The sequence below is a fragment of the Halomonas sp. N3-2A genome (assembly GCF_002216165.1).
Lineage (GTDB): Bacteria > Pseudomonadota > Gammaproteobacteria > Pseudomonadales > Halomonadaceae > Vreelandella.
The window spans coordinates 4,535,723-4,552,979 of record NZ_CP022286.1 but is presented as its reverse complement, the minus strand read 5'-3'; the positions used below and the strand labels follow the sequence as shown (position 1 = coordinate 4,552,979).

16 protein-coding genes are annotated in these 17,257 nt (G+C 54.2%); 7 read left to right on the top strand and 9 right to left on the bottom strand.

Translation table 11 applies throughout. The features are described from left to right. Nucleotide 1 precedes the first annotated feature (1 nt). From cheB to CEK60_RS21000, 7 genes are read left to right on the top strand one after another with little or no spacing between them, the layout of a single operon-like run. Nucleotides 2–1,069 (top strand): chemotaxis-specific protein-glutamate methyltransferase CheB, encoded by a 1,068-nt coding sequence (cheB, locus tag CEK60_RS21030; RefSeq protein ID WP_089041010.1) that lies wholly within the window; start codon nt 2–4, stop codon nt 1,067–1,069. Then, entirely contained in the window at nt 1,066–2,445 is a 1,380-nt protein-coding gene (locus CEK60_RS21025; RefSeq protein WP_089040669.1) for a CheR family methyltransferase, read from the top strand. Before cheB ends, CEK60_RS21025 begins: the two co-directional genes overlap by 4 nt. Further along, nucleotides 2,445–4,580: a hybrid sensor histidine kinase/response regulator gene (locus CEK60_RS21020; protein WP_089040668.1), complete on the top strand. Its 2,136-nt coding sequence runs from the start codon at nt 2,445–2,447 to the stop codon at nt 4,578–4,580. Before CEK60_RS21025 ends, CEK60_RS21020 begins: the two co-directional genes overlap by 1 nt. A 25-nt stretch (nt 4,581–4,605) precedes the next feature. Further along, entirely contained in the window at nt 4,606–4,962 is a 357-nt protein-coding gene (locus CEK60_RS21015; protein WP_089040667.1) for a response regulator, read from the top strand. A 54-nt stretch (nt 4,963–5,016) separates the two neighbouring features. Then, nucleotides 5,017–6,762, top strand: coding sequence for a diguanylate cyclase (locus CEK60_RS21010; protein WP_089040666.1), 1,746 nt, complete (start codon nt 5,017–5,019; stop codon nt 6,760–6,762). Further along, a complete protein-coding gene (locus CEK60_RS21005; protein ID WP_089040665.1) occupies nt 6,759–7,346 on the top strand; it encodes a chemotaxis protein CheW in 588 nt (195 codons plus the stop codon). The genes CEK60_RS21010 and CEK60_RS21005 overlap by 4 nt, the downstream gene beginning before the upstream one ends. Nucleotides 7,347–7,350: 4 nt before the next feature. Beyond that, the gene (locus CEK60_RS21000) at nt 7,351–7,755 is read left to right on the top strand and encodes a hypothetical protein (protein ID WP_089040664.1); all 405 of its coding nucleotides are present in this window, start codon (nt 7,351–7,353) and stop codon (nt 7,753–7,755) included. Here the strand turns inward: CEK60_RS21000 and CEK60_RS20995 are convergent. The 9 genes from CEK60_RS20995 to CEK60_RS20955 all read right to left on the bottom strand — a co-directional run bounded on the left by CEK60_RS20995 (nt 7,738) and on the right by CEK60_RS20955 (nt 17,230). Further along, nucleotides 7,738–8,943: a molybdopterin molybdotransferase MoeA gene (locus CEK60_RS20995; RefSeq protein WP_089040663.1), complete on the bottom strand. Its 1,206-nt coding sequence runs from the start codon at nt 8,941–8,943 to the stop codon at nt 7,738–7,740. The genes CEK60_RS21000 and CEK60_RS20995 overlap by 18 nt on opposite strands. Further along, nucleotides 8,936–9,457 carry a molybdenum cofactor biosynthesis protein B gene (gene moaB, locus CEK60_RS20990; RefSeq protein WP_089040662.1) on the bottom strand — a complete coding sequence of 174 codons (522 nt, stop codon included), beginning with the start codon at nt 9,455–9,457 and terminating at the stop codon, nt 8,936–8,938. The genes CEK60_RS20995 and moaB overlap by 8 nt, the downstream gene beginning before the upstream one ends. 5 nt (nt 9,458–9,462) lie before the next feature. After that, nucleotides 9,463–9,795 (bottom strand): DUF1244 domain-containing protein, encoded by a 333-nt coding sequence (locus tag CEK60_RS20985; RefSeq protein WP_089040661.1) that lies wholly within the window; start codon nt 9,793–9,795, stop codon nt 9,463–9,465. An 87-nt stretch (nt 9,796–9,882) separates the two neighbouring features. Beyond that, nucleotides 9,883–10,995: a formate dehydrogenase subunit gamma gene (locus CEK60_RS20980; RefSeq protein WP_089040660.1), complete on the bottom strand. Its 1,113-nt coding sequence runs from the start codon at nt 10,993–10,995 to the stop codon at nt 9,883–9,885. 11 nt (nt 10,996–11,006) lie between these two features. After that, nucleotides 11,007–11,621 (bottom strand): formate dehydrogenase FDH3 subunit beta, encoded by a 615-nt coding sequence (gene fdh3B / locus CEK60_RS20975; protein WP_009722867.1) that lies wholly within the window; start codon nt 11,619–11,621, stop codon nt 11,007–11,009. A 72-nt stretch (nt 11,622–11,693) separates the two neighbouring features. Further along, on the bottom strand, nt 11,694–14,546 hold the full coding sequence (locus CEK60_RS20970; RefSeq protein WP_089040659.1) for a molybdopterin-dependent oxidoreductase: 2,853 nt from the start codon (nt 14,544–14,546) through the stop codon (nt 11,694–11,696). Between the two features lie 24 nt (nt 14,547–14,570). Beyond that, nucleotides 14,571–14,774 (bottom strand): twin-arginine translocation signal domain-containing protein, encoded by a 204-nt coding sequence (locus CEK60_RS20965; RefSeq protein WP_089040658.1) that lies wholly within the window; start codon nt 14,772–14,774, stop codon nt 14,571–14,573. A 79-nt stretch (nt 14,775–14,853) separates the two neighbouring features. Further along, nucleotides 14,854–15,507, bottom strand: coding sequence for a TorD/DmsD family molecular chaperone (locus tag CEK60_RS20960; RefSeq protein WP_089040657.1), 654 nt, complete (start codon nt 15,505–15,507; stop codon nt 14,854–14,856). Between the two features lie 4 nt (nt 15,508–15,511). Next, nucleotides 15,512–17,230 carry a 4Fe-4S binding protein gene (locus tag CEK60_RS20955; protein WP_089040656.1) on the bottom strand — a complete coding sequence of 573 codons (1,719 nt, stop codon included), beginning with the start codon at nt 17,228–17,230 and terminating at the stop codon, nt 15,512–15,514. Between the last annotated feature and the right edge of the window lie 27 nt (nt 17,231–17,257).

Sequence of the window (17,257 nt, the reverse complement as noted above, 5' to 3'; positions counted from 1 at the left end):
GATGAGTGCAATTCGGGTAGTGATGGCGGACGATAGCCAACTGGCACGTGACGTGCTGCGCGACATCCTCACCCGCGATGGCGACATTGAGGTGGTTGGTGAAGCCAGCAACGGGCGTGAAGCAGTGGAACTTGCCCACCGTTTATCGCCGCAGTTGATCACAATGGATCTGAATATGCCGGTCATGGACGGTCTCAGCGCCATTGAAGAAATTATGCATACCAAAGGGGTTCCTATCCTGGTGGTAAGCGACCGCTCTGATGCCGAAACGGCCTACCGAGCGCTCGATGTTGGCGCGCTAGAAGTGATGCAGAAGCCGACTCTTGATGATGAAGACGCACAACGACTACTCGCGCGTGTCCGGCTTCTTTCGGGAGTGGCCGTTATTACTCGCCTACGGCGCCGATCAACCTCTGCCATGCCCGTTGCACCGGTAAACACGCCGCCTGTTGATCGGCCTAATAGGCCGAAAGCATTCCAGCGTATTATCGCCATTGCTTGCTCAACCGGAGGGCCGCAGGCACTCGCCCATTTACTTAGCAAGCTGCCGACCAACTTTCCTGCACCGGTGGTGATTGCCCAGCATATCAGCCATGGCTTTATTGAAGGCATGGCGCACTGGCTGACATCGCTCTGTTCAATGCCGGTTTGCGTTGCTCAGCATGGTGAATCGCTAAAGCCAGGCGTTATTTATCTATCGCCATCGGAACGCAACTTGCGTGTCACGCCATCCCACCGCCTTCAACTACAGCAGAGCCCAGATAATTCGCTTTATCACCCCAGTTGCGATGCACTGTTAACGAGCGTCGCTAATGTTTATGGCCCAGAGGCTATTGGAGTGATTTTAACGGGCATGGGGCGTGATGGCGTTAGCGGCATGCGCGCTATTCATTTATCGGGAGGCTGTACCTTTGCCCAAAACGAAGCCAGCTCGGTTATTTATGGCATGAACCAAGAAGCGGTTAGTGCCGGTGTTATCCAGCATGTTGTTTCCCTTGATGAGCTCCCTGCCAGGCTCATTCGCGAGACCAGTGGGCAACGGTTGTCTACCTGGACGAAATCGCTATGAGTTCGCTGACGCCATTCAAGGATCTGGTGCATCGTCGCTGCGGTTTGCACTTAGAGGGCCTCGCTGAAGCTCGTCTCGTTAAAGCAGTGGAGGCACTTCAAACAGACACCGACATTAACGACACCTCGATGCTCATTGTGCAACTAGAGCAAAACGAAGCGATGTTTGATCGCTTCGTTAGTCAATTAACGGTGAACGAAACCTACTTCTACCGGGAGCCTGAAGCGCTGCACTGGTTAGCCGACACCTACCTCCCGCGGCGGCTGGCTGAAAAAGGTAAGCCATTGGCTATTTTCAGCGCCGGATGTTCTTCAGGTGAAGAGCCTTACAGTGTTGCTATTGCGCTATTTGAGCGCTACGGAGAGCGCGCCAAGCAACTCTTCCATATTACAGGGGGAGACGTTGATCAGCAGGTTCTTAGTAAAGCCCAAAAAGGCATTTACAGCGGCATGTCGTTTCGGGCACTGAACCCTGCGCTAAAACATCGCTATTTTCACCCAGCGGGCCGACGCTTCAAAATAGATGATGCGCTTCGCCACTGGGTCACCTTTTGTTCATTTAATGTCTTGCAGCCAAACGCTGACAAGCTTGGCCCCTTCGACGTCATTTTATTTCGCAACGTATCGATCTATTTTGATGAATCGACCCGGCGCGATATACAGCGCCACCTGAAGCAGCTACTGGAACCTCATGGCGTTTTGATGTGTGGTGTCACGGAAACCTTAGGCAACGACCTGGGCATTTTGGAACTGCATCAGGCTCAAGGAGTGTTCTTTTTCCAAGAGAGCACCCTGCCCCACGCCTTACCTGCCAATGATGAGCCACCCTATCGCGACGATCTGCTGCCAGCCCCACCGGTGTTGTCAGAGACGCCTCCTCAACCACCTAAGAAAGAACCTGAGAAAGAACCCGAGAAAGAACCTGAGCACAAGCAGCCGATGGCATCGTTTAACGCGGCTTTGCAGCAAGCTCATCATTTACTCAACCAGAACGCATTTTCAGAAGCAGCCGCGCTACTTTCTGACCTTCTCGTGCAACAGCCTTGGAGTGTCGATGCGTTACTGCTGGCAGGTTTAGTGGCTCGCTGGCAGCAGAACTTTGCTGACGCTTACGACTACTTTAAGCGAGCCATTTACGTTGCTCCTGAGTGCTGGCCAGCTCACTTTTTTCAAGCTGAGCTTTTCCGGCTAGGCGAGCTTAGTGATGCTCCCGGACAACGAAAGCGTGGCTATGCAGCGGTTATTCGCCTACTGGATGCGTCAAAACAGGCGGATGGTGGATTGAGCGTCATTGCGCCGCCTATTCCTCCGGGGGATGCCTACTTTTTGGCAACTCGCTACCTTGATGCACAAGCAACGACACAGGGAGTGGGTTAATGGCACTGGATATTAAACGCTTTATTCAGCGCTTTATTGAAGAAGCGTCAGACCACTTGCCTCGTTTAAGGGAGGGTATTGAAGCGCTAGAACAAGGCGATACCCATCAAGAGCGTATCAATGAGCTGTTTCGTGCGGCCCATACGCTGAAAGGCTCTTCGCGTATGCTGAAGCTGACGCCCATTACGGCGATCGCTCACAGTACAGAGGAGCTGCTAAGCGCACTACGCGATGGGACACAAACCGCTTCACCTGATGTCACGTGCCTGCTTAATCAAGCCACGGACGCGCTGTCTGATCTAGTTAGCCAACTTGCCCAAGGTGTTTCTCCAGCAGAGCTAGCGGAAGCCGACAATCAGCTTTGCCAAGCCCTGGAAAACGCCGCGGCGGGGAAGTCGTCCCCTGCTCCCTCCCCTAAAACAAGCGTATCCGAGGACGATAAAGCCGAGAACGCAGCCCTCAACACTGCACCATCGGCAATGAAAAGCCCTGCTCTTCCGGCTCAAGAGCTACGTTTAACAGACACGGTACGCGTGCGTCTTGACCGCCTAGATGACGTTATTCGCCTGATGGGGGAAGTGTTATCAGGGCACCACCATCTACACTCACTTGTAGAGCAGGCACGCAGCCTTGGCGCCTCGTTACCCAAAGATCAGCAGGCCCCCTTTAACGCTTTTAGCCGCGAGCTGAAGGACAGCGTGCTTTCCCACGACGGTCTAATGAGCGATCTCCATGACCGAGCTCTGCAAATGCGCATGCTACCGCTGAGCGTGGTGTTTGACCCCTTATCGCAAATGGCCAGAGACCTTGCCCATTCGCTAGGCAAACAAGTCAATTGCCGTGTTCACGGCAGTGAAATTGAGCTGGACCGACAGATGATAGATCGCCTCTCGGACCCGCTAATTCATCTACTGCGGAATGCGTTAGACCATGGTCTGGAAACACCCGGCGAGCGACAGGCAACAGGCAAGCCTACACGGGGGCAGTTATCGCTAGAGGCCTGGCAAGACGGCAGCTGGGTAGTGATTGAAATGCGTGATGACGGCGCGGGTATTTCCCTAGATGCGGTACGGCAAAAGGCACTCTCCAAGCAACTACTCAGTGAAGAGCTGCTGCTTACCCTAACCGAGCAGGAAACCTTAGAGCTTATTTTCTTACCCGGCTTCTCAACCAAACCCCTGATTACCGACTTTTCAGGTCGTGGCGTGGGGATGGATGTCGTCAAGCGAACGGTCATTGACGAGCTCAACGGAGATTTACGTCTAACCAGCCATCCAGGCAAAGGCACCTGTTTTACCCTGCGCCTGCCTTTATCGCTAGCCATGATGCGCGTTCTCCTGATCAACGTGGGCGCTGTCACGCTAGGTGTAACAGCACCTTATGTATCAGAGCTTGTAGAGCATGCATCAACGGACTTTATTGATGCTGCCGGGCAAAAAACACTGATCCTGCGCAACGAGTTCGTGCCGGTCGTTTCACTTGCGGAATTATTAGACCTACCCTATACGCCCACTGATGCTGACAACTTACTGTTACTTGTCGTACATCAACGTCATCAAAAACTGGCGCTAATCATTGATGCCTTGGTGGATGAACGCGATATGGTAATTAAGCCGTTGCCCACGCATTTGCGCCATTTACCACTGGTTTCTGGCATGGTCACGCTAGGGCGCAATACGTTGGTTAGCCTATTACACGTGCCGACGCTGCTGGAACACTCGCGCCGCTATGCCCCGAAAGCGCTAGCTAAAACGGATCAACCGCCCCAGACACATCGTATACTCGTCGTCGATGACTCTCTGAACACCCGAGAAATTGAAAAAGATGTCTTAGAAGCTTGGGGATATCAGGTCACCCTGGCAGAAAATGGCCGTGATGGTCTGAACAAGGCCCTGGCTGACTCGTTTGATGCAGTGCTCACCGACGTTGAAATGCCTGTCATGGATGGCTTTGCGCTCACTGCGAGTCTGCGAGAAAATGAGATTTATCGTTATAAGCCGATTATCATTATCACATCACGAGAAAAAGAAGCAGACCGTCGGCGCGGCATTGAAGTAGGCGCCGACGCGTATATTGTCAAAGGCAGCTTTGATCAGAACAATTTGGTGGATACGCTAAAAGCGCTACTCGGCTAAGCACACGCCATGACGGAGGTTAATCATGCAAATATTGATCGTAGATGACGACCCGTTGGCCTGTGAAATGACAGCAACGCTGCTAGAGTTCCAGGGCTATACAACGGTCATGGCCAATGATGCCATGGAGGCCACACAGCTGTTAGATAGCTTGGACAGTATCGCGCTTATTGTTAGCGACATGCATATGCCGCTCATCAATGGGATAGAGTTCTTGGAAATGCTGCGTGAACAAGACGTTACCTTGCCTTTTATTTTGCTCACAGGCGACTCACCTAGTTCAACCCTTATGCAGACGCCTGGTTTAAACGCCTGCCTGCAAAAAGATGCGGAGCTAGAATCCACGTTAGGCAATGCCGTGACTCAAGCGCTCAACGGTTGAACGTTTGCCATTTGCATTACAGCGCACCGTTCGCCCACATGAACAGGTAGTCTGATGTCACCATCTGCTCCGACATTGCAACAAAAGCTGAACCAGCTGCGCCAACGCTTTATTGAACAGCTACCAGCACGTTTACAGAAAACCGTAACAAAGTGGCAACAAAGCCGACTTTCAACGGAGGCAGAGTCACGCCTAGCCCCGGAGCTTCACCGCTTTTTCCATAGCTTAAAAGGTACCGGCCGCTCATTGGGCTTTGAACGAATTGCCATGCTGGCAGATCAAGGTGAAGAACTACTCAAGGCGACGCCGGCTTCTGCCAGCCATGCTTTTGATGACCAGGCTATTAATGACATAAACAGCCTGATTTCAGAGCTTTTCCAGCAGCTCAGTGAAGAAATTGAGTACTTACAGTCACTGCATGGCCAGCAAAGCGTACTGGCATCACTCAACAGCGTCGAATTCTCATCAGTAGCGCCACAGACACGCAGCAAACGTCAGCGGCTTATTTATCTATGTGACGATGAGCCCGACCAAGTCGACCAGTTGCTACATCATCTTCGCTGTTTTGGGCATGAAGTGGTCCATTTTGAAGACACAGAGTCATTTTTTAATGCGGTCATTACCCGCCGCCCCGACGCAGTCATTATGGATGTACAGTTTCCGCAAGGTAACACCGCGGGTACTGAAACGCTGACCAGCCTGAATAAATTAATCGGGGAGCGGCTGCCCTCCATTGTACTGTCGTCCTATGGTGACTTTTATTCACGACTGAGTGCTGTTCGAGCTGGCTGCAATGGGTACTTTACCAAGCCCATTAAGCCACTGGATTTAATGTTAGCTATCGACGAGCTCACTAGCCCCTTGGATGAAGAACCGTTGCGCGTGTTGGTCGTCGATGATGAACCCGACGCTGCCAGCTACCACTCATTGATGCTTGAAGAAGCCGGCATGATTGTTCAGCAGGTGCATCACCCTGCTGACGCGCTAAGCGCTTTAGACCGCTTTAGCCCTGACTTACTGTTAATTGATATGTATATGCCGGTATGTTCTGGTGAAGAGCTAGCGACGATTATCCGCCAGCAATCCGCGCATATTGGCCTGCCCATTATTTACCTATCTAGTGAAACAGACAGCCAAAAGCAGCTATTGGCCATGACGGCAGGCGTAGAAGCCTTTATTACCAAGCCGGTTACCCCTGACGAGCTCGTGTCTGCGGTACGGCTTCGTGCCGAACGCCTGCATCTACTGCGCTCGCTGATGACCCAGGACAGCATGACAGGGCTTTATAACCACAGCACCACGACGGATCTTATCGGTAAAACACTTGCTCAGGCATATCGTGAAGGTAGCCAACATGCGATGGCCATGCTCGACATTGACCATTTTAAAACGGTCAATGATACCTACGGCCACCTAGCGGGTGACCAGGTCATCATCACGCTGGCGCGGCTGCTAAAAACCCGCTTGCGCATATCCGATATCATCGGGCGCTATGGCGGTGAAGAGTTTGTCGTATTGCTAAAAGGGGTCACCGCAAAGCGCGCAGCCGAACTTATTGACGAACTGCGCCACGATTTCGAACAGGTAGATTTTCATGCTGGCGGAGAGCGCTTTCGCTGTACCTTCAGTGCAGGCATTAGCAGTTTCCCCAACCAGCCTTCCACTGAAGCGTTACGCCTAAGCGCGGACCAAGCACTTTACCTAGCGAAACGGCAGGGGCGTAATCAAGTAGTCATTAATAACGAGAACGACGCAAAAGGAAAAGCGCAACCGAAGCAACCCGGTGTGAAAAAACAATGACCAACACCCATCAACAGCATGACAACCAGTCTCTTTCGCTCGAAGAGGCACTAGCACGTCAGAGTAACGATGACACGATTATTGACGTGGACGAACCTTGCCAGCAGTTGGTGTTATTTCGCCTAGCGGAGCAACGGTTCGCTTTGCCCGGCAGTGCGGTCAATGAAATTTTGAATGGTGATCAACCGGTTTATTTCGTGCCTGGCTTGCCTGCTTCTACGGAAGGTGTGATTCACTTGCGCGGCAACATTGAATCGGTGGTGACCCTACAGGCACTTCTCGGTCTCCCCCCGACAGAACAAACGGGCATGCTGTTAGTCGTGACCGCCGCGGGCATTCGCAGCGCCGTTCGTATCGATTATTTAGAGGATGTTTGCGACATCCCGATCAGCGCACTGAAACCGGCACCAGACACCCTCTCCGGTCAGTTGATGCCTTATGTGAGCGCCCTCTGGCAACCTGATGTAACGCCAGCAGAGGGCGGCGAAAAAGAGACTAACGGCGATTCTGTCGAAGGCAGTGCGGCCATTGCCCTGCTGGATCCAGATGCTTTATTCAACGCCTATCAACAAGGCCTAGGGTAAGCCCATGGCCATTGGCGCGCCGAATCACTCCTTAGACGCAGCGTCCCACGTTGCTTTAGTATTATTTAGTGCTGGCCATACGCTCGCCGCCATCGAAGCACGCCACGTCGCGGGGTTAGCGAAATCGGCCCACCTACCGCGTTGCGCGAATGCCGAGTGCCTGTTGCTTAACGCGCCATTGATGAGCGTAGCCCCCACCCACTGGCTGACCCTTGAGGATACCAACGGCGCTTGGCAGTTAGGCGTGACTGGCGACGTCGCCTTAGCGCACACACCGATAACGGAGCTGTTTCCATTACCTTCTTTAATTGCCGCACGCCACGTTAGCCCCGCCCTACGAGGCTTAACGATGGCCAACCAAACGGTACGTTTGTTATTTGATGGCGCAGCGCTAACGCTGCAACCATAAACAGCGAACCAATGTACCTTTTTCTACCTGCTGGTGCGGATCAATCACCGCTAACGCATCTACACTAATACAGGATGACAGCACGCCAGAGTTTTGGTCTTCAAACGCATCGGCAATGATGCCCGCTTCGCTAAAACGTAGCGCAACACGCATATAGTGCTGGCGCGGGCCGGTCTGAGTAGTGAAGTTAGCGGAGGCCGTCAGCGTAGGTAAGGCATTCAACGCCGAACACCCCAATAACGCGCCCATCAACGGTCGTAAAAATAACCACGCGCCCACAAACCCAGAAACAGGGTTACCTGGCAGTCCTACAAAGCGCGCCTCACTGCCGTCTTGGCGTGGCAAACGGCCCAGCGCCAGCGGCTTTCCTGGGCGAATCGCCAGCTTCCACATATCCAAATGACCTAGCGATTCCAGCGCGGCTTTGACATGGTCTTCCTCACCTACGCTGACACCACCCGTACTTACCACCACATCGGCGTCCGCCGCTGCGTTTGTGAGCAGCGCAACGGTCTGGTCGAAATCGTCCGGCACACTCACTAGCTGGACCACCTCCGCGCCAAACGTCTCTAACAGTCTCTTCAGCATCGGCCGATTGGAGTTATACAGCTGACCTGGTTTTAACGGCGTGCCTGGATCAATGATCTCATCGCCAGTCGACAGTAGCGCTATCCGAGGGCGGCAGCGCACGCTAACGTGGGTAACCCCTTGACCGGCCAAATGCCCTAGCGCGGCAGCTTCCAAGCATTCACCAGCGGGCAGCAGTAACTCACCGCGGCGCACATCACGACCCTGGCGGCGCACGTTATCACCTACCGGCAGCGCATCCGGCATCAGTGCCTGGTCACCCTCCTGAGTCACTCGCTCCTGCATCACCACACAGTCGGCCCCTGGGGGGATTTCACCGCCGGTAAAAATCCGTGCGCAACTGCCTTCCGCCAGCGGCACTGCCGGGCTGCCTGCCGCAATACGCTGGCTGATAGGCAGCCACTTGCCCGCATCACTGGCACGCAGGGCATAGCCATCCATTGCGCTATTATCAAACGGCGGCACGTCCAACTGCGCGGTAATGGCTTCGGCCAGCACGCGCCCAGCAGCGGCCTCAAGCGGTATACACTCTGCACCGAGCGGCGTGACATCTGCCAACAGCGCTTCAAGCGCGGCACTTATCGGCTGTAGCTCAGCCATGCTGCCCCCGGCCTGGGATAACTAGGTTGGCGAAATTACAAGGCTTATGACGGCTATCCAACTGCTCGGCCAAAATGCCGTCCCAGCCAGTACGGCAGGCGCCGGTTGAACCCGGCAGGCAGAAGACAACCGTAGCGTTGGCTAAGCCGCCGAGGCAACGGCTCTGAATGGTCGAGCTACCAATCTCATCGCCGCTTAGTTGGCGAAAGCGCTCGCCAAAGCCTTCGATGCGCTTATCCAGCAGCACCGAAATAGCTTCAGGTGTCGAGTCTCGCCCGGTAAAACCTGTACCGCCCGTGGTAATCACCACCTGTACATTTGTGTCGGCAATCCACTGGGCGACTACCGCACGAATTTGGTAGACGTCATCCGGCACGATGCGTTTCTCTGCCAGGGTGTGCCCAGCTTCGGTTAAACGCTGCACCAGCGCCTGGCCGGAGCGGTCAGTCTCATCCGTGCGTGTATCAGAGACCGTCAGCACGGCGACTTTAAGAGGTACCATTGGCTCACTCATCAACGTCATCCCTGTTTGGCTGCTTTCTTTTTAGCATGGTGCGCTTCCCAGGCAGCTTTCTGCTCGGCAGTCGCAGGCGGCTGATAGAGCTCCTTCCATTCACTATAGGGCATGCCATATACATACTCTCGGGCTTCTTCGTAGCTGAGAGTTTCATTGCGCGATTCAGCGGCAGACACCAACCATTTCGATAAACAGTTGCGGCAAAAATCCGCCAGAATCATCAGATCGATGTTCTGCACATCTTTATTGTCGTCTAAATGTTGCAACAAACGCCGAAACGCGGCGGCTTCTAGCTCTGTACGCGTCGTTTGGTCAAATTCATTAAACGCTGACATTGGCGATCCTCTTATCAAGTAACTTTAGAGCAGCATAACAAAAGACACCGCCCGAAGGCGGTGTCGAGTGGCAATTAAGCGAACCGGCTAGCTAGGTTTGGTAGCGGAAACATCGCCACTACTGCTGCTCGTTTTTTGTGCCGCGATTTCCTCTTCGCTCATGGCTGTATCTTTGACCTCCTCGTACCACAAATTGTGGTGCTCTTTGGCCCAGGTTTCATCGACATAGCCAGTGGTCATACCTTCCAGTGAGCCTTCCGTACCGACAGTACCAATATAGATATGGCCTAGCGCGACAGCCGTCAACCCAAGCGCACCCACCGCATGGATAATGTTGGCCCACTGCATGGTATCGCGGCCTTGGCCATAGTTGGGGAAGTCGAGCACAAAACCACTCGCGATCACCATCAAGCCAGCAGTGGCTAATAGCCAGTACCACGCTTTTTCGCCACCGTTGGCAAAACCCGCGTCAGGGTGGTGCTTGCCTGTTAACCCACCTGCCTTTTTAAACCATACCCAGTCATGCTTCTTAGGAATATTGTCTTTCAGCAAGCTGATTAACAGTACAACGAGTAGCACACCGAATATCGGGCCAAGATAGTTATGCAGCACTTTGGAAGCTGAAATCATCCATGCCCAGACGGCGTCGCCAAACAGCGTGCGGAACACAAACTTACCAAACAGCAGGTTCAACCCTGTTAATGCCAAGGTGATAAACAGGGTGGCAACAGTCCAGTGCAGCGAACGCATTAGCAACGACCAGCGCAAAAGCTTACGCCCTGTGCGCGGCTCATCGAGATGTTTGCGCCCAACCATAAAGTAGAACAGCGCAATCACCACGATCATCCCGCCAATCGCAATCAAACCAAACGGTGACACCCAACGGTTACGGATCTCGCGCCAGGTTTCGCCACTCGAATTGATCAGACTGTAGTTACTGTCAAAGCGCGAGTCGCGGTAGTTAGGCCCTGTTTCACCACTGCGCACCTGACGCCACTGATCTGCACTGATACCTGGAGCAGCGGTCACCATCTCGCGGTCTGTGTCAGCCTGGGCAACCGCTAGTTGGGACATGCCAAGGCTGGCAGCCAGCAGCAGAAACAGGATGCCGATACGCCAACAGCGCTGGAAAAACGCCCTTACCCAGAGTGCTAGCGCGGGCGCCTCTGGTGTCATTGTGGTCGTGGTCATCGTTGTCATGACACGCCTCCTTACCCTTTACGGGCAGCATCGTAGGCAAGGTTGTCAGTACTGGCCTGGGGGTTATTCGACCAAGCACCATCTTTATGGCCACGATGGACGACACGCTGGCGGAAAATATCGGCAACATCTTGCGCATCACCCGCTAAAAGGGCTTTGGTAGAGCACATTTCCGCACATAGCGGCAGCTTGCCTTCCGCGATGCGATTGGAGCCGTACTTCTCGTACTCCTCCTCTTTGCTCTCGGCGGGGCCGCCTGCACAGAATGTACACTTGTCCATTTTTCCGCGCTCGCCAAATGCATTTTGTTGTGGAAACTGCGGTGCGCCAAAGGGGCACGCATACAGGCAGTAGCCACAACCAATGCACAGGTCTTTATCGTGCAGCACGATGCCATCATCAGTTTTATAGAAGCAGTCAGTCGGACATACCGCCATGCATGGCGCATCGTCACAGTGCATACAAGCCACTGAAATCGACATCTCATCCGCTTCGCCGTCGTTAAGTGTGACCACCCGGCGACGCTGAATACCCCACTCCACATCATTGGCATTTTTACAGGCGGTGACACAGCCGTTGCACTCGATGCAGCGCTCGGCGTCACACATAAATTTCATTTGAGCCATGGTGTTCTCCTCTCACCAGCGCGGGCACTTACCCACGCTGGGCTCTGTCAGGTCGGTCGAGACGTTATTGGCTTAAGCCCGCTCAATTCGGCAGATGGTGCACTTCGTTTCCTGCATCAGTGTCACCGGATCATAGCCATAGGTGGTGGCAGTGTTAGCCGCTTCACCAATGACGTACGGGGCAGACCCTTCCGGATAACGATCCCGCAAGCTCTCGCCTTGGAACATGCCGCCAAAGTGGAACGGCATAAAGGCAACCTTGCGATCAACCCGAGGCGTGACCAAGGCTTTCACCTTCACTCTGCCGCCTTCTGCACCCTCAACCCATACGTCGTCGCCATCACGTACGCCAATGTCATTAGCATCCGCGGGGTTCATCTCGACAAACATCTCTTGCTGTAGCTCGGCCAGCCACGACATAGAACGTGTTTCTTCACCGCCTCCCTCGTATTCGACCAAGCGACCCGACGTGAGAATAATCGGATAATCAGCGCTGTTATCACGATCCTGGATGGTTTTGTACATCGTGGGCAGACGCATAATTGAGTCAAAGTCGTCCCAGGTGGGATAGCGTTCGACCAGATCGCGACGGGTGGTGTATAGCGGCTCGCGGTGTTTCGGCACTGCATCTGGGAAGGTCCATACCACGGCACGCGCTTTCGCGTTGCCATAAGGCGCGCAACCACGACCAATCGCCACCCGCTGGATACCGCCTGAGAGGTCGGTTTTCCAGTTTTTACCTTCCGCGGCCGTTTTCTCAACGTCAGTCAGATCATCCCACCAACCGAGGTCTTTAAGCAGTTGGTCGGTAAACTCGGGGTAACCGTCATCAATCTCGCCACCTACTGGCGCAGAGCCCTCAGCCAGCAAATTAACGCCGTCGCGCTCAATACCAAAACGGGCACGGAAACCCATACCGCCTTCCATTACCGGAACGCTGGTGTCATAGAGGTTGGGTGAGCCAGGGTGATTAAACTCTGGTGTGCCCCAGCACGGCCACGGCAGCCCGTAGTAATCACCGTCGGCAGGGCCACCTTGGGCACGCAAGCTCTGAAAGCTGAAGGTATGCCAGTTTTTCTGGTGCTCTTTGAGGCGCTCGGGGCTTTGGCCGGTGTAGCCAACAGTCCACATGCCACGGTTGATTTCACGCAACACGTCATCAATCAGCGGCTCGTTGCCGTTCATCTCAAAGTTCTTCACGAACTCATTACCAAAGCCAAGCTTGTTGGCAAATAGGTACATAATTTCGTGATCAGGCTTTGATTCAAATAGCGGCTCAATGACTTTGTCGCGCCACTGAATAGAGCGGTTGGTTGCCGTCACACTGCCGGTGGTTTCAAACTGAGTCGCTGCAGGCAGCAGATAAACACCATCAGAGCGGTCATGCATCACCGAGGCAACCGTGGGATAAGGGTCAACAATGACCATCATCTCAAGCTTCTGCATGGCTTTTTGCATTTCCACGCCGCGGGTTTGCGAGTTGACCGCGTGCCCCCAGTAGAACATTGCTTTTAGCGCGGTGCGCTGGGAGATATTTTCATCCTCTTCCAGCACACCATCTACCCAGCGAGATACGGTAATACCGCTGGAGTACATCGGCTTTCCATCAGCGTATTCGGTATCATCAAAGCGGCCTTTTAGCCACTCATAATCGACATCCCACACCTGGGACCAGTGCTGCCATGCGCCTTCAGATAACCCGTAATAACCGGGAAGCGAGTCACAGCCAAGGCCGAGATCGGTAGCACCCTGTACGTTATCGTGGCCCCGCAAAATGTTGGCTCCACCACCGGACTTACCAATATTGCCCAGCGCCAGCTCTAAGATGCAGTACGCGCGAGTATTGTTGTTACCGGTGGTGTGTTGGGTACCGCCCATACACCAGACCACGCAGCCCGGACGATTGTCAGCAAGCCGTTTAGCCACATCGAACATATCCGCTTCCGGTACGCCAGTAATGTCTTCCACGACACTCGGGGTGAACTGAGCCACCTCTGCGCGCACCTCATCCATACCGTAAACACGCTGGCTGATATATTCGCTGTCTTCCCAGCCATTCTCAAAAATGTGCCACAACAAGCCCCAAATATAAGCAACGTCCGAGCCAGGGCGCAGGCGTACGTATTTATTGGCTTTTGCTGCGGTACGCGTAAAGCGCGGATCCGCGACGATGATGTCGCAGTTATTACGCTCTTTAGCAATGAGAATATGCTGCATCGCGACCGGGTGAGCTTCACTCGGGTTGGAGCCGATGAACAGAATCGCCTTGCTGTTCTGCATATCATTGAGCGAGTTGGTCATCGCCCCATAACCCCAGGTGTTAGCAACACCTGCCACGGTGGTGGAGTGACAAATTCGTGCTTGGTGATCTGTGTTGTTGGTGCCCCACATGGAGGCCAGCTTGCGCATCAAGTACGCCTGCTCGTTATTAAACTTGGCCGAACCAAGCCAGTAAACACTGTCGGGGCCATAGGCGTCACGCAGTTCAAGCAGTTTGTCGCCAATTTCATTAACCGCGTCGTCCCAGCTCAGTCGCTGCCATTCACCCGCCACTAGCTTCATGGGGTATTTTAGACGACGGGTAGAGTGACCGTGCTGGCGTAGCGAGGCCCCTTTGGCACAATGCGCACCGCGGTTAATCGGGTGGTCAAAAGCGGGCTCTTGTTTTGTCCAAATGCCTTCTTGAACTTCTGCATAGACACCACATCCCACCGAACAGTGGGAGCAAATGGTGCGCTTGGTCTCAACGGGTGAGTCTAATACGGGAGTTTTATTCGCCGACTCGGCGCGCTGCATCATCGGCGCGCCCATAAAGCCCGCAGCTGCGACGCCACCGGTGGCGACGCCACTACGCTTTAAAAATTGACGACGGGAGATTCCAAGCCCTGAAGCGTTGGGAGTATTAGTTTTGCGAGTTAGACGCATGGCAGTTCTCCTGGCATTTCGCCGTCAATCACGCAGCGACGCATAATACGCGCGAATATGGTCAGTTTCGTGGTAGTTCGTTGTTTGTTTTTTAGGCTCAATCGACGTGGTGCTATCGGCTTGAGCTAGCGTGACGTGACCTACAGCAGCGGCCGCACCGGCAGCGGCGGTACCTAGCCCAACGGTTTTCATAAACCGGCGGCGCTCAGGGTTGTGTGACGAGTGCATGGGTTTCTCCTCTATCATGCCCTTATTCTTCTGCATGGCCTGCTGGCCCTATTATTCGCTTACCGCTGCGCACTGCCACTCACGGTGTGACGTCGCGCGCCGCGTCAGTTGCGGTTGTCGTTGGCTCCACAATCCGCACCGCTTGATAGGCCGCTCTTTCGCTCAACGTTGCCTGCTCGCTTTCCATGAACGCGCCGCCTAACTGGCCAAGCGATGCGTAAAAAACAGTGTCTACGTTAGTGAGGTCGTCAAAGCAGCGTGTTGACCAGGGAGCAATGTGTTGCTGGAAGAAGTAGCTCTGCTCGCTGCTTTGGGACGTAATCAGCATTGCCATCACCTCACATATAGCAGCCAAATGATCTTCTGGCTCGCGGGTGTGCTCGCTACGCTCAAACCCCAGCGCCCGAAGATCCTGGCGTAATGCAACTAATGCTGCCTCCATTAATTCCCCGTTGCGGTACCAAGACGCGTAAGGCACTACCTCGCCCTGAATGACGCCAACAAGAAGGCGAAAATGGGCACGCTGAAGGCTATCTACACTACTTTGGCCAGCAGCGCTTGAGAGCGCTGCCCAACACTCCGCCAGTCGGCTGCCGTCTTGTTCAATGTCTAGGCTGGCTAGCCACGTTAATAACTCACTGTCAGGAGCTTGCCGTAGCAGGCTGGCTAAAAGCTGATAAATATCGGCCCGCAGTGCGTCGGTCTCGCTAAGTGTGGGCATTGCATCACTCATTGCTTTACACCTTTAGTTGCGCATCAGGGTCACGGATCATAGTTTTCCACACATCTTTGACCCGGCAGTCCTCGCACATTTCTAGCCGCGCTAGTGCATCGCCCGCGAAATAGGGGTGGTTAGCCAGCTTCGCTTTGATCGTTGCTATCGTACTGGCAGTGGCAAACGGCTTGCCGCAACCAATGCACTCAAAGGCCGCCTCTTCGTGGCAAATTTGCCGTGTGTCGCGTTCCGGTGCAGCCAAAAAACCAGGAAGCAGCGTAATCGCGCTTTCAGGGCACGCCTGTTCACATAGCCCGCACTGCACACAGTCGGACTCCAAGAAACTTAGCGCGGGTGTATCGCCCCCTGCTTTCAATGCAGGCGTCGGACAATTACTAACGCAGGCATGACAAAGCGTGCAGGCTTCACGATCTACTTGAATGCCGCCATAAGCGGCCCCTTCAGGCATGCTATGCCGGTCATTGCTAGGCGCTCCAAGTGCCGCCAGTGTTGCTAGCACTTGATTAAAGCGGGCGCGCTTATGGGGTTCGGTAAAGGTCAGCGCAGCGGCGGTTAAGGGCGTAAGCGTGGGAAGTGCATCGCGCTCTTCTGTCGGCTCCGGCTGCAGCAGCTTAATCCGCGTAGTGTCATGCCCCAGCGCTTCTAGCAGGCCGTGGGCTTGGGCGACTTGATGAGTGATAAACGTGGTTAAACGAGGCGGCATCTCATCGTGCAACTGAATACGCACTTCAGCTGCCCCGTTCGCCAACGCAGTAAGCCACTGATCGTGGCCAGCAGCACCCAGCTCTTCAAGCGGGACATCAAGCAGATGGCCTGGCGTAACAGCACCTGCTTGGCGTTCAGCATCCAGAAAGTCATGGGTGACAAAGCGCATCACAGGCGCTTGACCACCCGCCTCGCGGTAGGCGGCCAGCCACGTCGCTAAGGTGTCTTGCTGACGACGGGTTTCCGGTAGGCGAAATTCAATCGCACCGGTTGGGCAAGCACTGGTACAACTGCCCACCCCTTGGCACAGGAACGGGTCAATCTCAATGCGCGATTCAATGCGTCCCTGAATGCTGGAAATAGCATCTGCAGGACAAACATCCAAACAGCGCGTACAGCCAACGTTGCCACTCGCGGAATGTGCGCAGAGATCACTATTAACCTGGAAGTAACGCGGTTTATCGAATTCACCAACGAGTTCAATAACGCTTTCCAGAATTTCACCGCGCCGCGCTTCTTGGGCTAGCCAATCCAGACACACATAGCCCGGCGGTGGGATTTCCCATACATGAGTAGCCTTCGACATGCCTGCTGCCGTTAAGTCGAGCACCACATCAAACACGTCGCGCTCAATAAGCGCTTGAGCCAGATTGAGCGTGTCGCTATCCGCGGGCGCTATTTCAACGCGAAAGGCACCAAGATACCCCGTGATTCGCAGTTGGGATTGCTGGGTATCGGTTAGCGTTTGGCAGGTGAGAGGCTCGCTGGCAGCCGCTAAATCAACTGCAGAATCCGTTGTTAGCAGCGTCAACGATGCCAAGCCACGACCCTGTAACACTCGGGCAGCTTGGCTAACCTCGTGTGAATTACCCAACAACAGCGCATGGCCACGGCTGTGATAAGTCACGTTAGCAGGCGTTAAGTTAACCGGCCACGAGATACGCTGGCGTACCGCTTCGCGGGCGGTGACGTTAATCTGGTCATCTACCGATGCCAGTTGGATTCGTTGGTTCATGCATTCTCACGGTCAGAAAGTCATTTT

Excerpts from the sequence above, each read along its gene's own strand:
- CEK60_RS21005 (WP_089040665.1), top strand. The coding sequence starts at position 6,759 with ATGACCAACACCCATCAACAGCATGACAACCAGTCTCTTTCGCTCGAA.
- moaB (WP_089040662.1), bottom strand. The coding sequence starts at position 9,457 with ATGAGTGAGCCAATGGTACCTCTTAAAGTCGCCGTGCTGACGGTCTCT.
- CEK60_RS20970 (WP_089040659.1), bottom strand. The coding sequence starts at position 14,546 with ATGCGTCTAACTCGCAAAACTAATACTCCCAACGCTTCAGGGCTTGGA.
- CEK60_RS21015 (WP_089040667.1), top strand. The coding sequence starts at position 4,606 with ATGCAAATATTGATCGTAGATGACGACCCGTTGGCCTGTGAAATGACA.
- CEK60_RS21025 (WP_089040669.1), top strand. The coding sequence starts at position 1,066 with ATGAGTTCGCTGACGCCATTCAAGGATCTGGTGCATCGTCGCTGCGGT.
- CEK60_RS20965 (WP_089040658.1), bottom strand. The coding sequence starts at position 14,774 with ATGCACTCGTCACACAACCCTGAGCGCCGCCGGTTTATGAAAACCGTT.
- CEK60_RS20955 (WP_089040656.1), bottom strand. The coding sequence starts at position 17,230 with ATGAACCAACGAATCCAACTGGCATCGGTAGATGACCAGATTAACGTC.
- cheB (WP_089041010.1), top strand. The coding sequence starts at position 2 with ATGAGTGCAATTCGGGTAGTGATGGCGGACGATAGCCAACTGGCACGT.
- CEK60_RS20980 (WP_089040660.1), bottom strand. The coding sequence starts at position 10,995 with ATGACAACGATGACCACGACCACAATGACACCAGAGGCGCCCGCGCTA.
- CEK60_RS21010 (WP_089040666.1), top strand. The coding sequence starts at position 5,017 with ATGTCACCATCTGCTCCGACATTGCAACAAAAGCTGAACCAGCTGCGC.
- CEK60_RS20985 (WP_089040661.1), bottom strand. The coding sequence starts at position 9,795 with ATGTCAGCGTTTAATGAATTTGACCAAACGACGCGTACAGAGCTAGAA.
- CEK60_RS21020 (WP_089040668.1), top strand. The coding sequence starts at position 2,445 with ATGGCACTGGATATTAAACGCTTTATTCAGCGCTTTATTGAAGAAGCG.
- fdh3B (WP_009722867.1), bottom strand. The coding sequence starts at position 11,621 with ATGGCTCAAATGAAATTTATGTGTGACGCCGAGCGCTGCATCGAGTGC.
- CEK60_RS21000 (WP_089040664.1), top strand. The coding sequence starts at position 7,351 with ATGGCCATTGGCGCGCCGAATCACTCCTTAGACGCAGCGTCCCACGTT.
- CEK60_RS20960 (WP_089040657.1), bottom strand. The coding sequence starts at position 15,507 with ATGAGTGATGCAATGCCCACACTTAGCGAGACCGACGCACTGCGGGCC.
- CEK60_RS20995 (WP_089040663.1), bottom strand. The coding sequence starts at position 8,943 with ATGGCTGAGCTACAGCCGATAAGTGCCGCGCTTGAAGCGCTGTTGGCA.